This window comes from Achromobacter sp. RW408, assembly GCF_003184165.1.
GTDB lineage: Bacteria > Pseudomonadota > Gammaproteobacteria > Burkholderiales > Burkholderiaceae_B > Achromobacter > Achromobacter xylosoxidans.
This window is the reverse complement of record NZ_QHHO01000022.1, coordinates 1-18,343: the sequence shown is the minus strand read 5'-3', so window position 1 is coordinate 18,343 and position 18,343 is coordinate 1. Positions and strand designations below refer to the sequence as shown.

Genomic DNA, 18,343 nt, shown 5'->3' with positions numbered 1-18,343 from the left:
GTGATAGGACCGTCAGTTTTACTGAAATGGCGGATCGGCCGCAATAGTGTTGCAGTACCTGTATCCGTGGTAGGCAACGCTTACCCTTCCGTTTTGACCGTGCAACCACTCTCATGCCATCCTGTCGCCGTGTACGAGGAAGGAGGCGCGTATGGACCGCGAAGAACTCCTGGAATTGATGATCCTGACGCCGGCGCCCACGCCTTCGCTTGATGCCTGGGACAGCGTGCTCGCGATCTATGCGGGTCATCTGGAAAAGCTTGGCGCCAAGCTGGACGAAAAGGATCTCGGCCTGCTGGTCGCCAGCGGCGCGATGTTCTATCGAACCTTGTGCCAGGCCAATGCCGCGCGCTTGCAGGCGCTCGAGCGGCAGGCCGCGCAACCGTCGCGCGGCGCCAAGGACGGGCATGACGGAACCGAGCCCGCGCCTAAAGGAAAAGGGCTGTAAACACAGCCCTCTCTTGCCTGACCTGCCTACATCACTCTTGTCCTCGCGCATTGCTGGCGGTTCCAACCGGCTTCCCATGCCAGTACCTTGGCGAGCCATTGCCCGATCGGTTCCGCGCTTCGGGCGGGCAACAGGTTCAGCCTGAGATAGGGGCAGTCGAGCTTGCTCGCTCCGTGCATCGCTGCCTTGGCCCCTTGCTTCTGGATATCCTCGTACATGGGCCTTTCCTCCACGAGAAAGGTGAACGTCCAGTGTCGGCGGGGGACCGGGCTGGGTCGAGCGTTGTTACCCGGCGAAATGTTACTGTCGCGCCGGCTCCCGCGGGCCGGATCCGGCGTGTTGCCAGCCGGCGGTGTTGCAGTCGTGGAACCTGCCCACATGGCAAGGTTTGATTTCACCCATTTCCGCGCATTTTCCCTTTCATTGATACGAAAAATCATTAAAATCCGCATTCTGCGATTTCCGCAGGGGAGGGCCGGATGGACGGCGCGCGAGCTTCAGCCTAAGAAGTAGCGGGCGGCCTGTACGACCTGTGAGAGAGGCTTCCAGCCGGATTCAACTTACGAGAATTGGGGCAATAATGAACTTGGGAAAGATCCTTTTTTCGGCCGCGGCAGTGGTCGCGATCGCCGGCTGCACCACCATGGGCACGAACGAAGCCATCGTGCCGCTGCAAAGCGCCACCGCGCAGATGATCGGCCTGGCGTCGTCTGACGAACTGACCATCACCAACGTCAAGGCCGATAAGGCGGACTCGCTGGGCGCGCAGAACCTGACCTATACCGCGACCACGACCAAGGGCCGCCGTTTCGACTGCACGTCGCGCATGATGCCCGGACTGCTGACCTCGCCCCCCACGCTGACGACGCCGTCGTGCACCCCGGTGCAAGTGCATTCGATCGACAAGAAGAAATAATCCAGGCCGACCGGCATGCGTTTGTCATGCCGACGCCATCGCAGCCGCCCCTCGGGCGGCTGTTTTCATTCCTGCGTCCTGCCTGGTAGCGCCACTACCGGTACACCCGATTGCCTTCCCGGGGGCGTGGGGGCGGCTTAGGCTGTGGGTCTTTTCACTGGCAACGGAGAAGTCCCATGGTGACCGCGAACAGGGTGGGGCCGTCATACGGCGTCGAGATCGGCAACGGGCAAAGCCTGGTGCGATCCGATACGCGCAAGCTTGGCGCGGGAGGCGACACGGGCATGCGGCCGCACGAATTGCTCGAGAGCGCGCTGGCGGCCTGCATCTGCATGTCCATCGACATGGCCGCGCAGCGGGCCGCCATGGCGCTGCCCGCGCTGACGGTGACGGTGGCGCTCGAGCGTCTCGATCACGAAAGCGGCTTCGATGTCTCGTTGCGCTTTGCCGCGCCGCTGTCCGATGCGCAGCGCGCGCTGGCGCGCGAGGCGGTGGCGGCTTCGCCGGTCGCGCGCACCCTGGGCAAGACCGTGCGGGTGCGGCCGGCGACGGTCGACGATGCCTGAGCCGATGACTGCGGTATAGTCGGCGCCCAGGCGAAACGGGGGGAAGGATGCGCAACGTATTGATCGCGATGGTTCTGGCGGCCTGCAATCGGCCGGGCCGTTTCATTGCGCGTGCGTTGTTGCCGGGCGCGTGCGCCCTCGCCATCAGCCTGCCCGCCCAGGCCCAACCGACCGAGCTGCACTGGCTGCCACGCCCGGACGGCTCGGCCATCGCCTACTACCTGCGCCAACACGATCCCGATCGCGCCGCCGACAGTCTGCTGGTGGTGGTGCAGGGGTCCGATTGCAACAGCGTGGCACACAACCATGCCGTGCGCCGGTATCTGCGGCACGTGCTGCCGCGGGCCGATCTGCTTACGGTCGACAAGTACGGCATCGATGTCTCCCTGCCGTACCGCGACGATGATGGCAGCGACCGCGCCGACTGTCCACGGGCCTATCTGCTGCACGACAATTTCGACCAGCGCCTGCGGGACTACGCAGCCGTGATCGCGCGCTTGCGCCAGCAGGGCGGGTACCGCCGCGTGGTGGCCGTGGGCGGCAGCGAAGGCGCGGTCGTGGCCAATATGCTGGCGGCGCGGGGCGGGCTGGTGGATGCCAGCATCGCCTTCAACGGCGGCGGGCGCTGGTTCCTGGAGGACGTGCTGCACAGCATCGGGACGGGCGATGCGCCGCCTGCCGAGAAGGCGCAAGCCATCGAGGGGTTCCGCGGGTTTGCGCAGGCCCTGGCGCAGGCGCCGTCTTCCGACGTGGTGGCGAGCAATCACGGACATGACTGGTGGCGCCAGGCCCTGGCGCTGGACCAGCAGGCGCTGCTGGAGCGGGTGCGCACGCCGCTGTTGATCGTCCAGGGCGGCGCGGACACGTCGGTGTCGCCGGATTCGGTGGCGCGGATGATCGATGCCCTCAAGCGCGCCGGCCGGCGCAATATCGACTATCGCTTCTATCCCGGGCTGGATCATGGCCTGCGCGAAGCGGACGGCACGCCGCGCATGGGCGAGGTGGCGGCCGACATGGCCGCGTGGCTGCGCGCGTTGCCGCCGCCCGCGCCCTGACGCCTTTCCCGCCCTTTCCCCTTTCCTACAATAGCGGCTGGCTTAAGCAGGAAAAGATCATGCCCACTCCCGAAGACATCATGCGGCACTACGACTCCGATCCGGACGAGGACCCGTGGGTGCGCGGCAAGCCGGCGCCGGAAGCGGTCGTCGTGGTGCCTTACGACCCCGACTGGCCGGCGCGGTATGCGCGGCTGGCGCAGGACATCGCCGCGGCGCTGGGGCCGGCCGCGCTGCGCATCGACCACGTCGGATCGACCGCGGTGCCGGGTTTGCCGGCCAAGCCGGTGGTGGACATCGACCTGGCGGTGGCCGACCCGGCCGACGAGGCCGCCTATGTGCCGGCGCTGGAGGCCATCGGCTATGTGCTGGTGATCCGCGAACCCTCGTGGCACCAGCATCGCTGCCTGCAGTTGTCGACGCCGCGGGTCAACCTGCATGTGTTCGGCCCGGACTGTCCCGAGAACATCCGCCACCGGATGTTCCGCGACTGGTTGCGCGGGCACGACGATGACCGCGACCGATATGCCCAGGCCAAGCACGCCGCGGCCGAGGGCGTGGACCAGGTCGCGGACTACAACCTGCGCAAGCAGGCCGTGCTGCGCGGCATCTACGACCGCATGTTCCGCGCGGCGGGGTTCAACTGACGTCCTGCGGCAAGGGCCGTACAAGGTTCCCGATGTATGGACTTGAACCGGGTTTGTGCCATACTGGCCGATTCATGTCAGTCATACATTGCGGCATTCCCGCGCAATAAAAACAATGCATAACGACGATATGTATGCATCCTGGCCCCTGGCCTTCGTGCGCGGCGCCGGCCCCCGCTACCGCCAGATCGCGGATTTCATCGAAGGCGCCGTGGCCGCCAACCGCATGCAGCCGGGCGACCGCCTGCCGCCGCAGCGGCGCCTGGCCCAGCACCTGGACGTGGACCTGACCACGGTGACGCGCGCCTACGCCGAGGCCGCCCAGCGCGGGCTGATCGAAGCGCGCGGGCCGCTCGGCACCTTCATTGCGCGGCCTGTCGAACAGCCGCTGCGGCAGATGCTGGACCTGGGCATGAACATGCCGCCGCTGCCGCTGGGCTGCGACCTGCAGGACCTGCTGCGGCGCGGCCTGGCCCAGGCCATGGAACGCCATGACGTCGGCGTGATGATGACCTATCACCAGGCCGGCGGCGGTCCCGCCGAACGCGAGGCCGGCGCGCAATGGCTGGCGCAGTCGGTCGAGCGGGTCGATCCGGACCGGGTGCTGGTGTGTCCCGGCGCGCAGGCCGCCCTGGCCGCCGTGATGCTGGCCTACAGCCGGCCGGGCGACGGCATCATCGCCGAGCCGCTGGTGTATCCGGGCCTCTTGACCGCGGCGCAGCAGTTGGGCCGGCGCGTGCTGGTGGCCGAGACCGACGCCGACGGCATGACCCCCGCCGGGCTGGAGCGCGCCTGCCGCGACGGCGGCCGGCTGGTCTACCTGAACCCCACGCTGCAGAATCCCACCGCCCACACCATGAGCGCGGCGCGCCGCCGCGACCTGGCGCGCGCCGCGGCGGCCCGCGGCGTGCGCATCATCGAAGACGATCCCTATTCACTGTTCCTGGACGACGCGCCGCCGGCGCTGGCCAGCCTGGCGCCGGCCTCGGTGTTCTACATCGCCACGCTGGCCAAGACCCTGACGCCCGGCCTGCGCACCGCGTTCGTGCTGAGCCCGGACGAAGACGGCCGCCGCAACGTGCTCGCGGCGATGCGCTCGTTTGCCGTGATGGCGGCGCCGCTGATGGGGGTGCTGACCACGCAATGGATCGCCAGCGGCACGGCGCGGCAGATCCTGGACGGTGTGCGCGCCGAGGCCCATGTGCGCCAGCAATTGGCGCGCCGGTTGCTGCCGGGGCCATTTCCGGCCGCGGCGGCGGGCATCCACCTGTGGCAGCCGTTGCCCAGCCTCTGGACCGCGGTCGACCTGGAACGGGTGGCGCGCGACGAAGGCCTGAGCGTGACCTCGTCGGACGCCTTCCACCAGGGCTTGGGCGCGCCCAACGCCATCCGCATCTCGCTGGGCAGCATTCCCGGGCGCGAGGCCCTGGCGCAGGCGCTGGAGCGGCTGGCCGGCCTGGTGCGGCGGCGCCCGCGCGGCCTGCGCGACGTGATCGTCTGACGCGCAAGCCGTAACATGGGCGTCATGCCTGTCTTGCCGTAACGCCTCATGTTGTTCGAGACCTTTCATTCCCTGCAGCAGACGCTGGTCGATTTCGCCCGCACCCACGCCGACTGGCTGGCGCCGATGGGATTCGCCTTCGCGTTCCTGAAGTCGCTGCCGCTGGTGGCGCTGGTGATACCGGGCACGGCGTTGCTGCTGTCGATCGGCGCCATCCTGGGGTTGGGCGACAGCGCTTTCGTGCCGGTATGGTTGGCGATCGCGATTGGCGCGGCGCTGGGCGACTGGGTGCAATATGCTTGCGGCGTGTGGTTCGGACCCGGCCTGACGCAATTGAAGCCGCTGCGAAAACGCCCTGAACTCCTGCACCGCAGCGCCGTGTTCATCCAGAAGTGGGGCGTGCTGAGCATCGTGCTGTGCCGCTTCTTCGGCCCCTTGCGCGCCACCGTGCCGATGATCGCCGGCATCTGCGGCATGCGCGCCGCGTCGTTCCAGGCCGCCAACTGGGCCTCGGCCTTCCTGTGGGCGGCGGCGCTGCTGCTGCCCGGCTGGTGGGGCACGCGCGCGTTCCTTTGAGCCGGCGCGCGTGGCACCGGGCCCGCCCCATGGCGGCGCGGGAGGCGCCCGCGCCGCCATGGGGCGCGCGTCAGAACAGATGGCGGATGCCGACCGAGGTCTGCAGCGTGTGCGATGCGCGGATGTCCAGGCGGTTGACGTAGGCGTACAGGTTGGTGCGCTTGGACAGGTCATGCTGGTAGCCCAGGGCCCAGCCGGTGATGTCGGAGCTGGTGGCGCGCTGGTACGACGCCATCAGCGTGCCGGCCTTGCCGGTCGGCATGCTGACGCCGGCGAGGTACGAATTGACTCGGTCGTAGCCCGCCGAAGGGCCGGTATTGGCGTTGCGCAGGTTGCCGTAGGTGCCGTGCAGCTTGATCCACTCGAAGTCGTACGAACCGGCCACTTGCAGGTTGCCGGCCGTCTTCTTGTTCGGCAGTTGCGAATTCGGATTGAGCCGCTCGTAGGTCAGCGCCGCCGCCACCGGGCCGCCGTTGTAGCGCAGGCCCGCGGTCAGCACGCGATCGTGCGCGTCGGTGGCGAAGGCCTCGCCGTCGTGCGATTCGAAGCTGTAGCCCAACCCGGCCTGCCAGCCGCCCAGGCGCGGGGTGGCATAGAACACCGCGTTGTTGACGCGGCCGCCGGCGCCGAAGTCGCCGTCGTTGTAGCCCAGGCTGGCGTTGTTGGAAGACTGGCCCCAGCCGGTGCCGAACGGCGAGCCGACGCCGGCCCACTCGAAGCCGTAGACCCACTGGCGCCCCAGCCGCACTTCGCCGAAGCCGCCGGCCAGGCCGACGTAGGCCCAGCGGCCGAACATGCGGCCCTGCGCCTGGGTGCCGTTGTTGGCATTGAAGCCGCTCTCCAGGCGGAACACCGCCTTGTAGCCATTGCCCAGGTCCTCGGAGCCGCGCAGGCCCCAGCGCGAGCCCGATTGGTTGCCGCTTTTCTGGCGCAGGCTGGACGCGCCGTCCTTGCGTTCGTAGGTGGTGCCCAGGTCGACCAGGCCATACAGCGTCACGCTGCTGGTTTCGGCGGCCTGGACCGGACTCAGGCATCCCAGCGCCAAGGCGGCGCCCAGGACTCGGCGGTGGCGGATGATTCTTTTCATGGTGTGATCCCCTCGATTGGTATGGCATTGGACAAAAGAAGCCCCTGCCGCCGGCGCGCCGGCGGCAAAGGATGAAGCAAGCGGTTGTCGGGGCCGGGCGCTAACGGGTCATGGCAGGGCCCCATGCGCGGGCAGCGGCGCCAGGTCCCGCGGCGCGGCCACGCACAGCGTGACGCTGGACGGATGCGCGGCCGACAGGTGCACCGTGTTCAGCGCGATGCGCTTTTCGCGGGCGTCGGCGGCCGATTCGCCGCTGTTCGGGTTGACGTCGTACTTCGGGAAGTTGCTGCTGGAGATGTCCAGGCGGATGCGGTGGCCGCGCTGGAACAGATTGCAGGTGGCGAACGGTTCGATGGTGATCTCGTAGACCTTGCCCGGCGCCAGCGGCCGCGCCTCGTCCCAGCCTTCATGGAAGCGGCAGCGGAAGATGCCGTCGGTCAGGTTCAGCGCATAGCCCTGCGGGTAGTCGGCGCTGGGCGGATAGACGTCGATCAGCTTGGCGGTGAAGTCGGTGTCGGGGCAGTCGGACGACACGTACAGCTTGACGCTCACCGGCCCGGCCACCGCCAGATCCTCCGGCAGCGGTTCGGTCTGGAACACCAGCACGTCGTCGCGCGCGGCCAGCGGCAGGCCAGGCTGGCGCACGCCGAAGAAGCGCGCATCCTCGCGCTGGTCGAAGCCGCCGCCCTCGAACACCGGCTGGCCCGAGGTCAGCGCGCCGCCGATCGTGGGCACCGGATTGCGTGGGTCGTACTGGTAGCGCAACCGGCCCGCCGCGTCCGCCGGCGACCGTTGATCCAGGCGGCCGTCGGCGTGCAGGTAGAAGGCGGTGGCGCGGGCCTGCGGCACCGGCCAGGCGTCGGCCTGGATCCAGGCGCCGCCGTGGTCGAAGCGGCCCTGCGCGTCGCGCGCGCCGCTGCCGCCGCCCATCAGGAACAGGCGCGCGGCCGGGTCCGGCGCGGCGCCCGCCGGCGCATCCTGCAGCCAGCGCTGGAACCACGCCAGCCGGAAGTCCAGCCAGTGCCGCGCCAGGTTGCCGTCGAAGGCCGCGCGCGGACCGAATTCGGCGTCGCCGCTGTGGGTGGTGTTGCGGTCGCCATGCAGCCATGGCCCCATGATGAGCCGCACCGGCGACTGCCGGCCCTGCGTCAGGCCGGCGTAGTTCTCCAGGGTGGTGCGCACGTAGGCGTCGTACCAGCTGGACATCAGCGCCACCGGGATGTCGGGAATCGCGTCGTAGTAGCCCTGGGCGTAGATGCCCAGCTGGCGCCAGGACTCGTCGAAGGTATCGGCGCGCCATTGCTCGAACAGGTAGTCCTCGTATTCGGGCACGCTGGCCAGCGGCGAATGGCCGGGACGCCACGGCATGCGCGTGAACCACTGGCGGATGTCCTCGGCCTCGAGCGCGGCCAGCACCAGCGGGTCCTGCTGCGCGGCGGGGCTCAGCTTGGCCTGCTTGTAGGCCCAGGTGGCCTGCTTCAGCTCGAACGCGCCGGATTGGCGGATGCCGCACTGGTAGCCGTTGGAAAACCCGCCCGAGTCCAGCACCATGCAGGCCAGGCCCGGCGGGTTCAGGCAGGCCAGCGCCATTTGCGTGTGCGCGGCGTACGACAGGCCCATGGTGCCGATGCGGCCGTTGCACCACGGCTGTTGCATGATCCACGCCAGCGTGTCGAAGCCGTCCGGGCCTTCCGACAGGTACTTGGTGAACTGGCCTTCCGAGCCGTAGCGGCCGCGGCAGTCCTGGAACACCACGGCGAAACCGTGCGCGTTGAAATAGCGCGCCACCTCGGGCCGCGGCACGCCGAGCCGGCCGTCGATCTGCTCGGAGCGCGACACCTCCGCCTTGCCATAGGGCGTGCGCTCCAGGATCACGGGCAGCGGCGCGTCCAGGCCGGGCCGGTAGCCGGCCGGCAGGTGCACGTCGGTGGCCAGGCGCACGCCGTCGCGCATGCGCACCATCTGGTCCGCCAGCAGCGCGGCGGGAGAAACTTCGGGGGCGGTCATTTTGCTTCCTGTATGTACAGCATTGAGGTGCGTTCGAGCTTGTTGGCGCGCATGACGGTGCCGTCGCGCGCGGCCCAGAAGGCCACCGGGAAATACAGCGGCACGATGCCGACGTCGTTGAAGGCGGCCTCGGCGGCCTGGCGCAGCAGGGCGTCGCGTTGCGCCGGGTCGAACTCCACGGCGGCCCGCGCCAGCAGGCGGTCCACCACCGGGTTGGAGTAGCGCGCGCGGTTGAAGGCGCCGGTGCCGGCGGCCTTGTCGTAGGTGGCCAGCACGTTGGTCAGGCCGTTCGACGAATCGCCGGTGCTGTTGCCGTACGAGAAGATGAAGGCGCTGTACTGCTGCTTGCCGCTGGCGCCGGCATAGACGTTGTAGGGCTGGGTCACCACGCCGTTGATGCGCAGGCCGGCGCGCGCCATCATCTGCGCCAGCGCCTGGGCCAGGTCGCTGTCGCCGGCGAAGCGGTCGTTGGATGAGTGCAGCGTCAGGCCGAAGCCTTGCGGATAGCCGGCCTGGGCCAGCAGGGCGCGCGCGCCTTCCAGGTCGTAGGCGGGCGCGGGCAGGTTGGGGCTGTGGCCGCCCAGGCCCTCGGGCACCATCTGCCCGGCCGGCACGCCGGCGCCGCTGAGCAGGCGTTCGGTGATCGGGCCGCGCATGAACATCTTCGAGATCGCCTGGCGCACCCGCGCGTCCTTGAGTGGATTGACTGTCATCGGCTTGCCCTGCGCGTCGGTGATGAACGGGCTGGCGTCGCGCGCCGAGTCCAGCGCCAGGTAGATCAGGCGCGCCGACGGCGAGCGATAGAGCGTGTAGCCGGCCTTGCCCTCGAGCGTCCTGGCATCCGTCGGCGGCACGCTGTCGATCAGGTCGACCGTGCCCGACAGCAGCGCCGAGATGCGCGCCGCGTCGTTGGCGATGTAGCGGATCACCACGCGGTCGAAGTCCGGCCGCGCGCCCCAGTAGGTCTCGTTGCGCGCCAGCTCCAGGCTGTCGCCCGGCTGCCAGCGCACGAACCTGTAGGGGCCGGTGCCGATGGCCGCCACGCCGCTGTTGAAGTCTTCCGAGCGCTTGCCTTGCGCGGCGTGGCGCGACAGCATGTAGACCAGCCCGATCTGCTCCATGAAGTCCGGCGTGGGCGCCTTGGTGCGGATGCGCAGGGTCAGCGGGTCGACCACCTCGACCGCGGCGATGGAGCGCACCGCGCCGCTGAAGGGCGCCGGACTGTTGGGCACCCTGGGCGCGCGTTCCAGCGAGAACACCACGTCGTCGGCGCTGAACGGCGTGCCGTCATGGAAGCGCACGCCGGGCCGCAGCTTGATCTCCCAGGTGTCGGGCGCCAGCACCCGCCACGACAGGGCCAGGCCCGGCCGCATCTGCATGTTCTCGTCGGTCGACACCAGCCGCTCGAAGATGTTCTCGGCCGCGGCCTGGTTGTTGCCGGTGCGCGAGAACAGCGGGTCCATCGACGACGGTTCGCTGGAATGGCCGATGGTCAGCAGCGGCCGCGCCACGGCGGGCGCGGCGCCGGCCAGCAGCGCCAGCAGGGCCAGCGCCGCGGCGCCGCGGCGGATCGGGGTAAGCAGGGGATTCATGTGGCGGAGGTTCCTTGTGGGCGCGCGGCGCCGACGCCGTCGAGCAGGTGGCAGGCGGCCTGGTGGCCGTCGGCCGTGACGCGCAGCAGCGGTTGTTCGGCCTTGCATCGCGCCATGGCCTGCGGGCAGCGCGGATGGAAATGGCAGCCGGGCGGCGGATTCAGCGGCGACGGGATCTCGCCCTTGATGGCGTGAAAACGCCGCTTGCGGTTCGACAGCCGCGGCACTTCCTCCAGCAGGGCCTGGGTGTAGGGATGGCGCGGCGCGGCGAACACCTCGGCGGTGGGGCCCGACTCGACCACGCGGCCCAGGTACATGATGACGGTGCGGTCGCTGATGCGCCGCACCACCCCCAGGTCGTGGCTGATGAAGAGATAGGTCAGGCCCAGGTCCTGCCGCAGGTCCATGAAGAGGTTCAGGATCTGCGCCTGGATCGACACGTCCAATGCCGCGATCGACTCGTCGCAGATCAGGAAGCCCGGCTTGACCGCCAGCGCCCGGCCGATGCCCACGCGCTGGCGCTGGCCGCCCGAGAACTGGTGCGGAAAGCGGTTGCGGTAGTCCGGGTCCAGCCCCACGCGCCGCATCACCTGCACCACGTAGTCGTCGTAGTCGCGGCGCGCGATGATACCGTTGGCCAGCGGCGCCTCGCCGATGATGTCGCGCACCCGCTTGCGCGGATTGAGCGAGGACATCGGGTCCTGGAAGATCATCTGCGTGGCCATGCGCTGTGCGTGCGCGGCGCGGCCGGTCAGGGTGGACAGCTCGCCGGCGGGCGTCTGGATGCTGCCCGTGGTGGCCGGCAGGATGCCCGCCAGCACCCGGCCCAGCGTCGACTTGCCGCAGCCGGACTCGCCCACCAGGCCGACCACTTCGCCCTGGTGGATGGTCAGGTCGACGCGATCGACCGCGTGCACGGTGTGCGAGGCGACCTTGGCGCCCAGCAGGCCGGCCAGGCGTTCGGCGTAGTCGGGCCGCTTCACGAACAGGCGCGACACCTGGTTGGCCTGCATCAGGATCGTCGGGCTCACGAAAGGGCTCCTGTCTGGGGATGGAAACAGCGCAGGCCACGGCCGCCGGCGGCCTCCAGCGGCGGCTGTTCGGCGCGGCAGCGCTCGGTCGCATGGCCGCAGCGCGGGTTGAAGGCGCAGCCGGCCGGCAGCGCCAGCGGCGACGGCGCCATGCCGGGGATCTGGTACAGGCGGTCGCCGGTGTGCTCGTTGCTGGGCACCGAGCCGATCAGGCCGATGGTGTAGGGATGGCGCGGACGATCGAGGATGTCGTCGGTGCCGCCGGACTCGACCACGCGGCCGGCGTACATCACACAGACGCGGTCGGCCAGGCCCGCCACCACCGCCAGGTCGTGGCTGACCCACACCATGGCGGTGCCGGTCTCGGCGCACAGCTTCTGCATCTCAGCCAGGATCTGCGCCTGGATGGTGACGTCCAGCGCCGTGGTCGGCTCGTCGGCGATGATCAGGTCGGGCTTGTGCAGCATGGCGATGGCGATCGCCACGCGCTGGCGCATGCCGCCCGACAGCTGGTGCGGATAGGCCTTCAGGCGCTCGGCCGGCGACGGGATGCCGACCGCCGCCAGCGTGTCGCGGGCGCGGTCCCGGGCCGCCTTGCGGCTGCAGCGCTCGTGGCTCAGCACCGTCTCGACCATCTGGGTCTCGATGCGGAACACCGGGTTCAGCGTCATCATCGGGTCCTGGAACACCATGGCGATGCGGTTGCCGCGCAGCTGGCGCAGTTCTTCGCGCGACAGCGTCGCCAGGTCGGTGCCCTTGAACAGGATCTGGCCGCCGTCGATGCGCCCGGGCGGATCGATCAGGCCCAGGATGGAAAAGCCGGTGATGGACTTGCCCGAGCCGGACTCGCCGACCAGGCCCAGGATCTCGCCGGGATGGACGTCGAAGCTGACGTCGTCCACCGCCCGCACCAGGCCGGCGCGGGTGTGGAACCAGGTGCGCAGGTTGCGCACGGATAGGGTGGGGGTTGCCGATTGCATGGCGCTTCCTATTTCTGCAGGCGCGGGTTGAGCGCCTCGCGGACGCGGTCGCCCACGATGTTCATGGTGAAGACCACGGTCAGCAGCAGCAGGCCGGGAAACACGCTGATCCAGTACAGGCCGGCCAGCATCTGCTGGTAGCCGTTGGCGATCAACAGGCCCAGCGACGGCTCGGTGACCGGCAGGCCGATGCCCAGGAAGCTGAGCGTGGCCTCGGCGGCGATGGCGTTGGCGGTCTGGATCATGGCGATGACGATGACCGGCGGGATGCAGTTCGGCAGCAACTGGCTGAACAGCGCGCGCCGGTGGCTCAGCCCCAGGCACAGCGCCGCCTCCATGTATTCCTTGCGGCGCTCGACCACGGCGGTGGCGCGCACCGCGCGGGCGAAGTAGGCCCACTGCACCACCACCAGCGCCAGGATCACCTTGTCCACGCCCTGGCCCAGGATGGCCAGCATCATCAGCGCCACCAGGATGGTCGGGAAACCCAGCATCAGGTCCACCAGGCGCATGATCAGCGCGTCGATGCGGCCGCCGAAATACGCCGCCGTCAGGCCCAGCACCGTGCCCACGGCCATGGCGAACAGGCCGCTCAGCACGCCCACGGAAAGGCTGGTGCGCAGGCCATACATCATGGCCGACAGCATGTCGCGGCCCTGGGCGTCGGTGCCGGCCCAGTAGATGTCGCCATAGATGCCCTGGCTGCCCGGCGGCATGCGGCCGTCCAGGATGGTGATGGCGGCCAGGTCATACGGGTTCTGCGGCGCGATCCACGGCGCCAGCAGCGCAGCCAGCACCAGCAGCAGGAAGATGATCGCGGCGAGGGTCGCGGGGCGGCTGTCGAGCACGCCGTGCAGCGCCTGGCCCAGGGTGGTGTCGCGGCCGGGCAGCCACTTGTTGGGAAGCAATGTCATTCGGAGGCTCCCACGCGGACACGGGGATCCAGCACGGAATAGATGATGTCCACCAGCAGGTTGAGCACGATGAACATGGTGACCACGATCAGCAGGTAGGCAACCACCACCGGGCGGTCCAGCTTCATGATGCTGTCGATGATCAGCTTGCCCACGCCGGGCCAGGCGAAGATGGTTTCGGTGACGGTGGCGAAGGCGATCAGCGAGCCGAACTCCATGCCGACCACGGTGACAATCGGGATCAGGATGTTCTTGAGCACGTGCATGTAGATCACGCGCGATTCGCGCAGGCCCTTGGCGCGCGCGAACTTCACGTAGTCCAGCGGCATGGTCTCGCGCACGCCGCTGCGGGTCAGGCGCACGATCAGCGCGATCTTGAACAGCGCCAGGTTCAGCGCCGGCAGGATCAGGTGGCGGATGCCGTCCCACGACGCCAGGCTGGTGTGGATGCCGAGGATATCGCCGGTGGGGCCGCGCCCGGTCGACGGCAGCCAGCCCAGCGTCACCGAGAAGATCAGCACCAGCATGATGCCCTGCCAGAAGTTCGGCAGGCTGAAGCCCAGGATCGAGCCGGTCATGATGCCGCGATCCAGCGCCGAATCCGGCTTCAGGCCGGCCACCAGGCCCAGCGGCAGGCCGATGGCCAGCGCCAGCAGCAACGCCACGCAGGCCAGCTCCAGCGTGGCCGGCAGGCGTTGCAGGATCAGCTGGATGGCGGGCTGGTTGAAGACGAACGAGGTGCCCAGGTCGCCGTGCAGCGCGTTGCCGACGAACTTCAGGTACTGCTGGTACAGCGGCAGGTCCAGGCCCAGCGACTGCACCGCCTGCGCGATCTCGGCCTGCGTGGCGTCGGCCGGCACCAGGATCTCGATCGGGTCGCCGATGGCGTAGACGCCGGCGAACACGATCAGCGAGGTCAGCGCCAGGATCACCAGGCTCTGGCACAGCCGGCGGATAATGAACGCGGTCATGGCGCCTCGCGGCGACAGGAAGCGGGGAACGGAACGGCGCGCATCTGGGGGCTCCTTGCCGGAAGATATCGGCGATATCGCGTATTGATTGCGGATTCATGAATGGCGAGAATCCGGATGGGCGGAATGTTCGATCCATCGCGCCCGACTGGCAACCGTATGCGAAGGCGGCATATGGCTATGTGAATGACGAGAAATTTGGTGTTAACCCTAGGCCTCGCGCGTGCCGTGCCGCGCGGCGCCGATATTGCGGACCCCGCGGGACAGGATGAATTTCAAGCAGCTCGAGGCTTTCCTCGCCTTCATGACCACCGGCTCGACCATCGAAGCCGCGCAGCGGCTGGGTTCGTCGCAGCCGGCCGTCAGCCGCCTGCTGAGCCAGTTCGAGACCGACCTGGGCGTGCCGCTGTTCGTGCGTCGCAAGGGCCGGTTGCATCCCACCGCCGAGGCCGAATCGCTGCTGCCCGACGTGCAGAACATGATCTCGGACGCCGAGTCGCTGCAGCGCCACGTCAACCAGTTGCGGCTGGGCGGGCAGCGGCGCACGCTGATCCGCGTGCAGCTGCCCAGCACGGTGGCGCAGTCGGTCATGCCCGCCGTGGTCGAATCGTTCCTGTCCGACCATCCCGACGTCGCGCTGGAAGTGCTGGTGGGCACCTACGAAACCAGCGAAGTGGCGGTGCTGGGGCGCGAGGCCGACCTGGCGCTGGTGCGCTCGCCGCCGATGAATTCGGGCCTGGCCATGTTGCGGCGGCTGGCGACCGAGGCGGTCTGCATCATGCCGCCGGGCCATCCGTTGCAGGCGCTGGACGAGATCGGCCCGGCCGACCTGATCGGCGTCGACCTGGTGCTGCTGGGCCGGCAGCGTTCGCTGCGCCTGCAGATCGACCAGGCCTTCCGGCAGGGCCGCATGATGCCGCAGATCAAGGCCGAGGTGCATTCGGTGGAAATGGCCTGCCGGCTGGCGGCGCAGGGCATCGGCGTGTCGATCGTCAACGGCCTGTTCGCGCGCCTGTGCCAGGACATGGGCATCGTCTGCCGGCCGTTCCGGCCGCGCATCGACTACTGCGTGGGCATGGCCACGCTGGCCGGCCAGCCGCCGCACCCGCTGGTGCCCGAACTGGTTCAGCGCATTCTCGACGCCATGGCGCGGCGGGCGGGGCCGGACGCGTTCACGCTGTTGGCGCCGGACGACGCCGCCGCGCCTGCCGCGTCGGCCTGAGGCGCGCGCCGCCGGCATGGACGCGGGATACAGTACGACGCAAAAGCGGCGGTCTTGCGACACAGGCGCGATACAGCGCCTTGGTGCAATGCGGGTTCCTCAATTCCGATACCAGGAGCCATCATGTCCCAAGCGCTGGAAACCGTGCTGTACACCGCTCACACCCACACCACCGGCGGCCGCGAAGGCGCCGGCCGCAGCGATGACGGCGCGCTGCTGCTGCCGCTCAGCCCGCCGGGCTCGGGCCGGCCCGGCACCAACCCCGAGCAACTGTTCGGCATCGGCTATTCCGCCTGCTTCATCGGCGCCATGCAACTGGCCGGCGCCAAGCTCGGCATCGCCGTGCCGCGCGACGTGGCGGTCGATGCCGAGGTGTCGCTGGGCAAGACCGACGGCGGCGCGCGCTACGCGCTGGCAGTCAGGCTGAACATTTCGCTGCCGGGACTGTCGGACGAGCAGCGGCGCCAACTGGTCGACACCGCGCACCAGACCTGCCCCTACTCGGGCGCGATCCGCGGCAATATCGACGTGGAATTGGCGATTCTCTGAGTCCGTAGTTTCAGAAGCAACGCCCCGCGATGGCGACATCGGGGGGCGTTTTTCATCTGGAAAATCGAAGCGCGCTACCTCGCCGCGCTCAGGCGCCGGGCCGCAGCAGCACCTGCGCCTCCAGCCCGCCGCCCTCGCGATTGCGCAGCCGCAATTCGCCGTCGATCACGTCGGCCAGTTGCCGCGCGATCGCCAGGCCCAGGCCCGTGCCGCCGCTGTCGCGGTTGCGCGAGCCTTCGAGCCGGTAGAACGGTTGCAGCACCGCCTGCAATTCCTGCTCGGGAATGCCGGGGCCGCGGTCCAGCACGCGAATCGATACACCGTGGCCGTCCTCGGCCGGGCCGATCAGGACTTCTGCCGCGCCGCCGAATTTCAGCGCGTTGTCGATCAGGTTGCCGAGGATGCGCCGCAGCGCGCGCGGGCGTGTCTGCCAGGGACCGGGGCAGTGTCCTTGCAGCGTCACCGGCTTGCCGATGTCGGTGTAGTCGCACACCAGGCTGTCCAGGAACGCGTCCAGGTCGATGCGCGCCGGCGGCTCGGTGGCCGCGCCGGCGCTGCGCGCGTAGGCCAGGCCGTCGCGCACCAGCTGCTCGACTTCCTGCAGGTCGTGCGCCAGCTTGTCGCGGTCGGCCGAATCGTCCATGAATTCCGAACGCAGCTTCATGCGCGTGATCGGCGTCTGCAGGTCGTGCGAAATCGCGCCCAGGATCTGCATGCGCTCGGCCAGGTGCGCGGCGATGCGGTCCTGCATGGCATTGAATGCCGCCGAGGCCTGCGCCACTTCGGCCGGCCCGTCCTCGGCCAGCCGCGGGCTGCGGCGGTCGGGGCTCATCGCATCGGCGGCGCCGGCCAGCTGCGTCAGCGGCCGGATCGCCAGCCGCACCGCCAGCCACGCGCACAGGATCAGCAGCGCCAGCTGCGCCAGCAGCACCACCGGCAGCCACATCGCCAGCGGCATCACGCTCATGTGGATGTCCAGCGTCACCGCCTGGCCGTCGGCCAGCGTGGCGCGCGCCTGGATGTGCTTGGGGTCGTCGCCGACCGTGCCGAAGGCCAGCGGATAGGCATTGCCCAGCGCCGCCTGGATCGAGTCGCGCACCGCCTCGGCGGCCGGCGTCTGCAACGGCCGGTCGAAATCGCCGGGCCCCAGCAGGTACTGGCGGTTGCTGGCGCTCAGTCGCGGCAGCCAGGCGGCGCGCTCGTCGGCCGGCAGGCGGTTCAGGATCGCCAGCGCGACCACCACGTCGCGTTCCAGGTTGTCGAGCATGACGCTCCTGGCCGACTGGTAGCGCTCGTAGAACTGCAGTCCAAACGACAATCCGTGGGCCAGCACCAGGCCCACCAGGAAGACCAGGAACAGCCGGCTCGCCAGGGTGCGCGGCCAGCGGCGCCAGGGCGGGACCCGGGCGGCCATCTACGTGGCCTCGGACACGTCGACCTGCGCGGCGAACACATAGCCTTCGCTGCGCACCGTCTTGATATACATCGGCTCGCGCGCGTCCTCGCGCAGCCGCTGGCGCAGGCGGCTGACCAGCAGGTCGATCGAGCGGCCGAAGAAATCGGCGTCGCGCCCCTGCGTCAGGTTCAGCAGCTGGTCGCGGTTCAGCACCCGCTGCGGATGGTCCAGGAAGACCCGCAGCAATCGGTATTCGGCGCCGCTCAGCGACACGATCGTGCCTTCGGCATCCAGCAGGTGGCGCGCGGTGGTGTCCAGCGTCCAGGCGCCGAACCGCACGGCGCGGCCGGGCTCGGTGACCTGGAAGTTGGGCGGCAGCATGCGGGTGCGGCGCAGGATCGCCTTGATCCGCGCCAGCAGTTCGCGCGCCACGAAGGGCTTGACCAGGTAGTCGTCGGCGCCCATCTCCAGCCCCAGCACGCGATCCATGTCCTCGTCGCGCGCGGTCAGCAGCAGGATCGGGGTGCGGCGGTGCTTGCCGGCGCGCAGCTCGCGGCACAGCACCAGGCCGTCGTCGCCGGGCATCATGATGTCCAGCACGATCAGGTCGACGGTCAGCGTTTCGAGCAGGTTGCGCATCTGCCGGCCATCGGCCGCCAGCGTGACGTTCAGGCCGTTCTTCTTGAGGAAGTTGCCGGCCAGCTCGCGGATCTCGCGGTCGTCGTCGACGATCAGGATGTGGTCTGGATTGTCCATGGCGCATTCTACTCAGCGGGCGGGGTGCGGCGGCGATCCTGGCTGTTGACGATCAGCTGGCATGGGCCGGGCTGGACGGCTTCGGCGCCCAGGCCGCCGGCCAGCAGCGCCAGCACGGCCAGCAGCCGG

19 protein-coding genes are annotated in these 18,343 nt (G+C 69.2%); 9 read left to right on the top strand and 10 right to left on the bottom strand.

Going from position 1 to position 18,343, the window contains the following annotated elements; translation table 11 throughout:
• The first annotated feature begins 151 nt into the window (after positions 1–151).
• Positions 152–448, top strand: coding sequence for a hypothetical protein (locus tag DK459_RS30685; RefSeq protein ID WP_006387555.1), 297 nt, complete (start codon positions 152–154; stop codon positions 446–448).
• 26 nt (positions 449–474) lie between these two features.
• Here the strand turns inward: DK459_RS30685 and DK459_RS02355 are convergent, their stop codons facing one another.
• Complete coding sequence (locus tag DK459_RS02355; protein ID WP_053500266.1) at positions 475–666, bottom strand: CrpP-related protein; 192 nt, start codon at positions 664–666, stop codon at positions 475–477.
• A 362-nt stretch (positions 667–1,028) separates the two neighbouring features.
• Here DK459_RS02355 and DK459_RS02350 point away from each other — a divergent pair, with 362 nt between their 5' ends.
• From DK459_RS02350 to DK459_RS02325, 6 genes are all read left to right on the top strand, one after another.
• A complete protein-coding gene (locus DK459_RS02350) occupies positions 1,029–1,364 on the top strand; it encodes a hypothetical protein (RefSeq protein WP_006387557.1) in 336 nt (111 codons plus the stop codon).
• Positions 1,365–1,540: 176 nt separating this feature from the next.
• Positions 1,541–1,930, top strand: coding sequence for an OsmC family protein (locus DK459_RS02345; protein ID WP_006387558.1), 390 nt, complete (start codon positions 1,541–1,543; stop codon positions 1,928–1,930).
• Between the two features lie 47 nt (positions 1,931–1,977).
• Positions 1,978–2,985, top strand: a complete 1,008-nt coding sequence (locus DK459_RS02340) for a S9 family peptidase (protein WP_070541157.1) — start codon at positions 1,978–1,980, stop codon at positions 2,983–2,985.
• Between the two features lie 59 nt (positions 2,986–3,044).
• Positions 3,045–3,632 carry a GrpB family protein gene (locus tag DK459_RS02335; protein WP_006387560.1) on the top strand — a complete coding sequence of 196 codons (588 nt, stop codon included), beginning with the start codon at positions 3,045–3,047 and terminating at the stop codon, positions 3,630–3,632.
• A gap of 115 nt (positions 3,633–3,747) precedes the next feature.
• On the top strand, positions 3,748–5,133 hold the full coding sequence (locus DK459_RS02330) for a PLP-dependent aminotransferase family protein (RefSeq protein WP_110134435.1): 1,386 nt from the start codon (positions 3,748–3,750) through the stop codon (positions 5,131–5,133).
• 48 nt (positions 5,134–5,181) lie between these two features.
• Positions 5,182–5,709 (top strand): DedA family protein, encoded by a 528-nt coding sequence (locus DK459_RS02325; protein WP_006387561.1) that lies wholly within the window; start codon positions 5,182–5,184, stop codon positions 5,707–5,709.
• 70 nt (positions 5,710–5,779) lie between these two features.
• Here DK459_RS02325 and DK459_RS02320 read toward each other — a convergent pair whose 3' ends face one another.
• From DK459_RS02320 to DK459_RS02290, 7 genes are all read right to left on the bottom strand, one after another.
• On the bottom strand, positions 5,780–6,796 hold the full coding sequence (locus tag DK459_RS02320; protein ID WP_020928986.1) for a porin: 1,017 nt from the start codon (positions 6,794–6,796) through the stop codon (positions 5,780–5,782).
• Positions 6,797–6,904: 108 nt separating this feature from the next.
• Positions 6,905–8,803: a CocE/NonD family hydrolase gene (locus tag DK459_RS02315; protein WP_110134434.1), complete on the bottom strand. Its 1,899-nt coding sequence runs from the start codon at positions 8,801–8,803 to the stop codon at positions 6,905–6,907.
• Positions 8,800–10,395, bottom strand: coding sequence for an ABC transporter substrate-binding protein (locus DK459_RS02310; protein WP_070540596.1), 1,596 nt, complete (start codon positions 10,393–10,395; stop codon positions 8,800–8,802). Before DK459_RS02310 ends, DK459_RS02315 begins: the two co-directional genes overlap by 4 nt.
• Positions 10,392–11,426: an ABC transporter ATP-binding protein gene (locus tag DK459_RS02305; protein ID WP_082387887.1), complete on the bottom strand. Its 1,035-nt coding sequence runs from the start codon at positions 11,424–11,426 to the stop codon at positions 10,392–10,394. The genes DK459_RS02310 and DK459_RS02305 overlap by 4 nt, the downstream gene beginning before the upstream one ends.
• Entirely contained in the window at positions 11,423–12,406 is a 984-nt protein-coding gene (locus DK459_RS02300; protein WP_024069941.1) for an ABC transporter ATP-binding protein, read from the bottom strand. The genes DK459_RS02305 and DK459_RS02300 overlap by 4 nt, the downstream gene beginning before the upstream one ends.
• An 8-nt stretch (positions 12,407–12,414) precedes the next feature.
• Entirely contained in the window at positions 12,415–13,320 is a 906-nt protein-coding gene (locus DK459_RS02295) for an ABC transporter permease (RefSeq protein WP_110134433.1), read from the bottom strand.
• Positions 13,317–14,291, bottom strand: a complete 975-nt coding sequence (locus DK459_RS02290; RefSeq protein ID WP_020928982.1) for an ABC transporter permease — start codon at positions 14,289–14,291, stop codon at positions 13,317–13,319. Before DK459_RS02290 ends, DK459_RS02295 begins: the two co-directional genes overlap by 4 nt.
• A 268-nt stretch (positions 14,292–14,559) precedes the next feature.
• Here DK459_RS02290 and DK459_RS02285 point away from each other — a divergent pair, with 268 nt between their 5' ends.
• The gene (locus DK459_RS02285) at positions 14,560–15,513 is read left to right on the top strand and encodes a LysR family transcriptional regulator (protein WP_053500176.1); all 954 of its coding nucleotides are present in this window, start codon (positions 14,560–14,562) and stop codon (positions 15,511–15,513) included.
• A gap of 123 nt (positions 15,514–15,636) precedes the next feature.
• A complete protein-coding gene (locus tag DK459_RS02280; protein WP_020928980.1) occupies positions 15,637–16,062 on the top strand; it encodes an organic hydroperoxide resistance protein in 426 nt (141 codons plus the stop codon).
• Positions 16,063–16,150: 88 nt separating this feature from the next.
• On the opposite strand, the gene DK459_RS02275 is transcribed toward DK459_RS02280, so the two are convergent.
• Positions 16,151–17,476 (bottom strand): ATP-binding protein, encoded by a 1,326-nt coding sequence (locus DK459_RS02275; RefSeq protein ID WP_026383262.1) that lies wholly within the window; start codon positions 17,474–17,476, stop codon positions 16,151–16,153.
• Positions 17,477–18,214 carry a response regulator gene (locus DK459_RS02270; protein ID WP_006387573.1) on the bottom strand — a complete coding sequence of 246 codons (738 nt, stop codon included), beginning with the start codon at positions 18,212–18,214 and terminating at the stop codon, positions 17,477–17,479.
• Positions 18,215–18,343 lie beyond the last annotated feature (129 nt).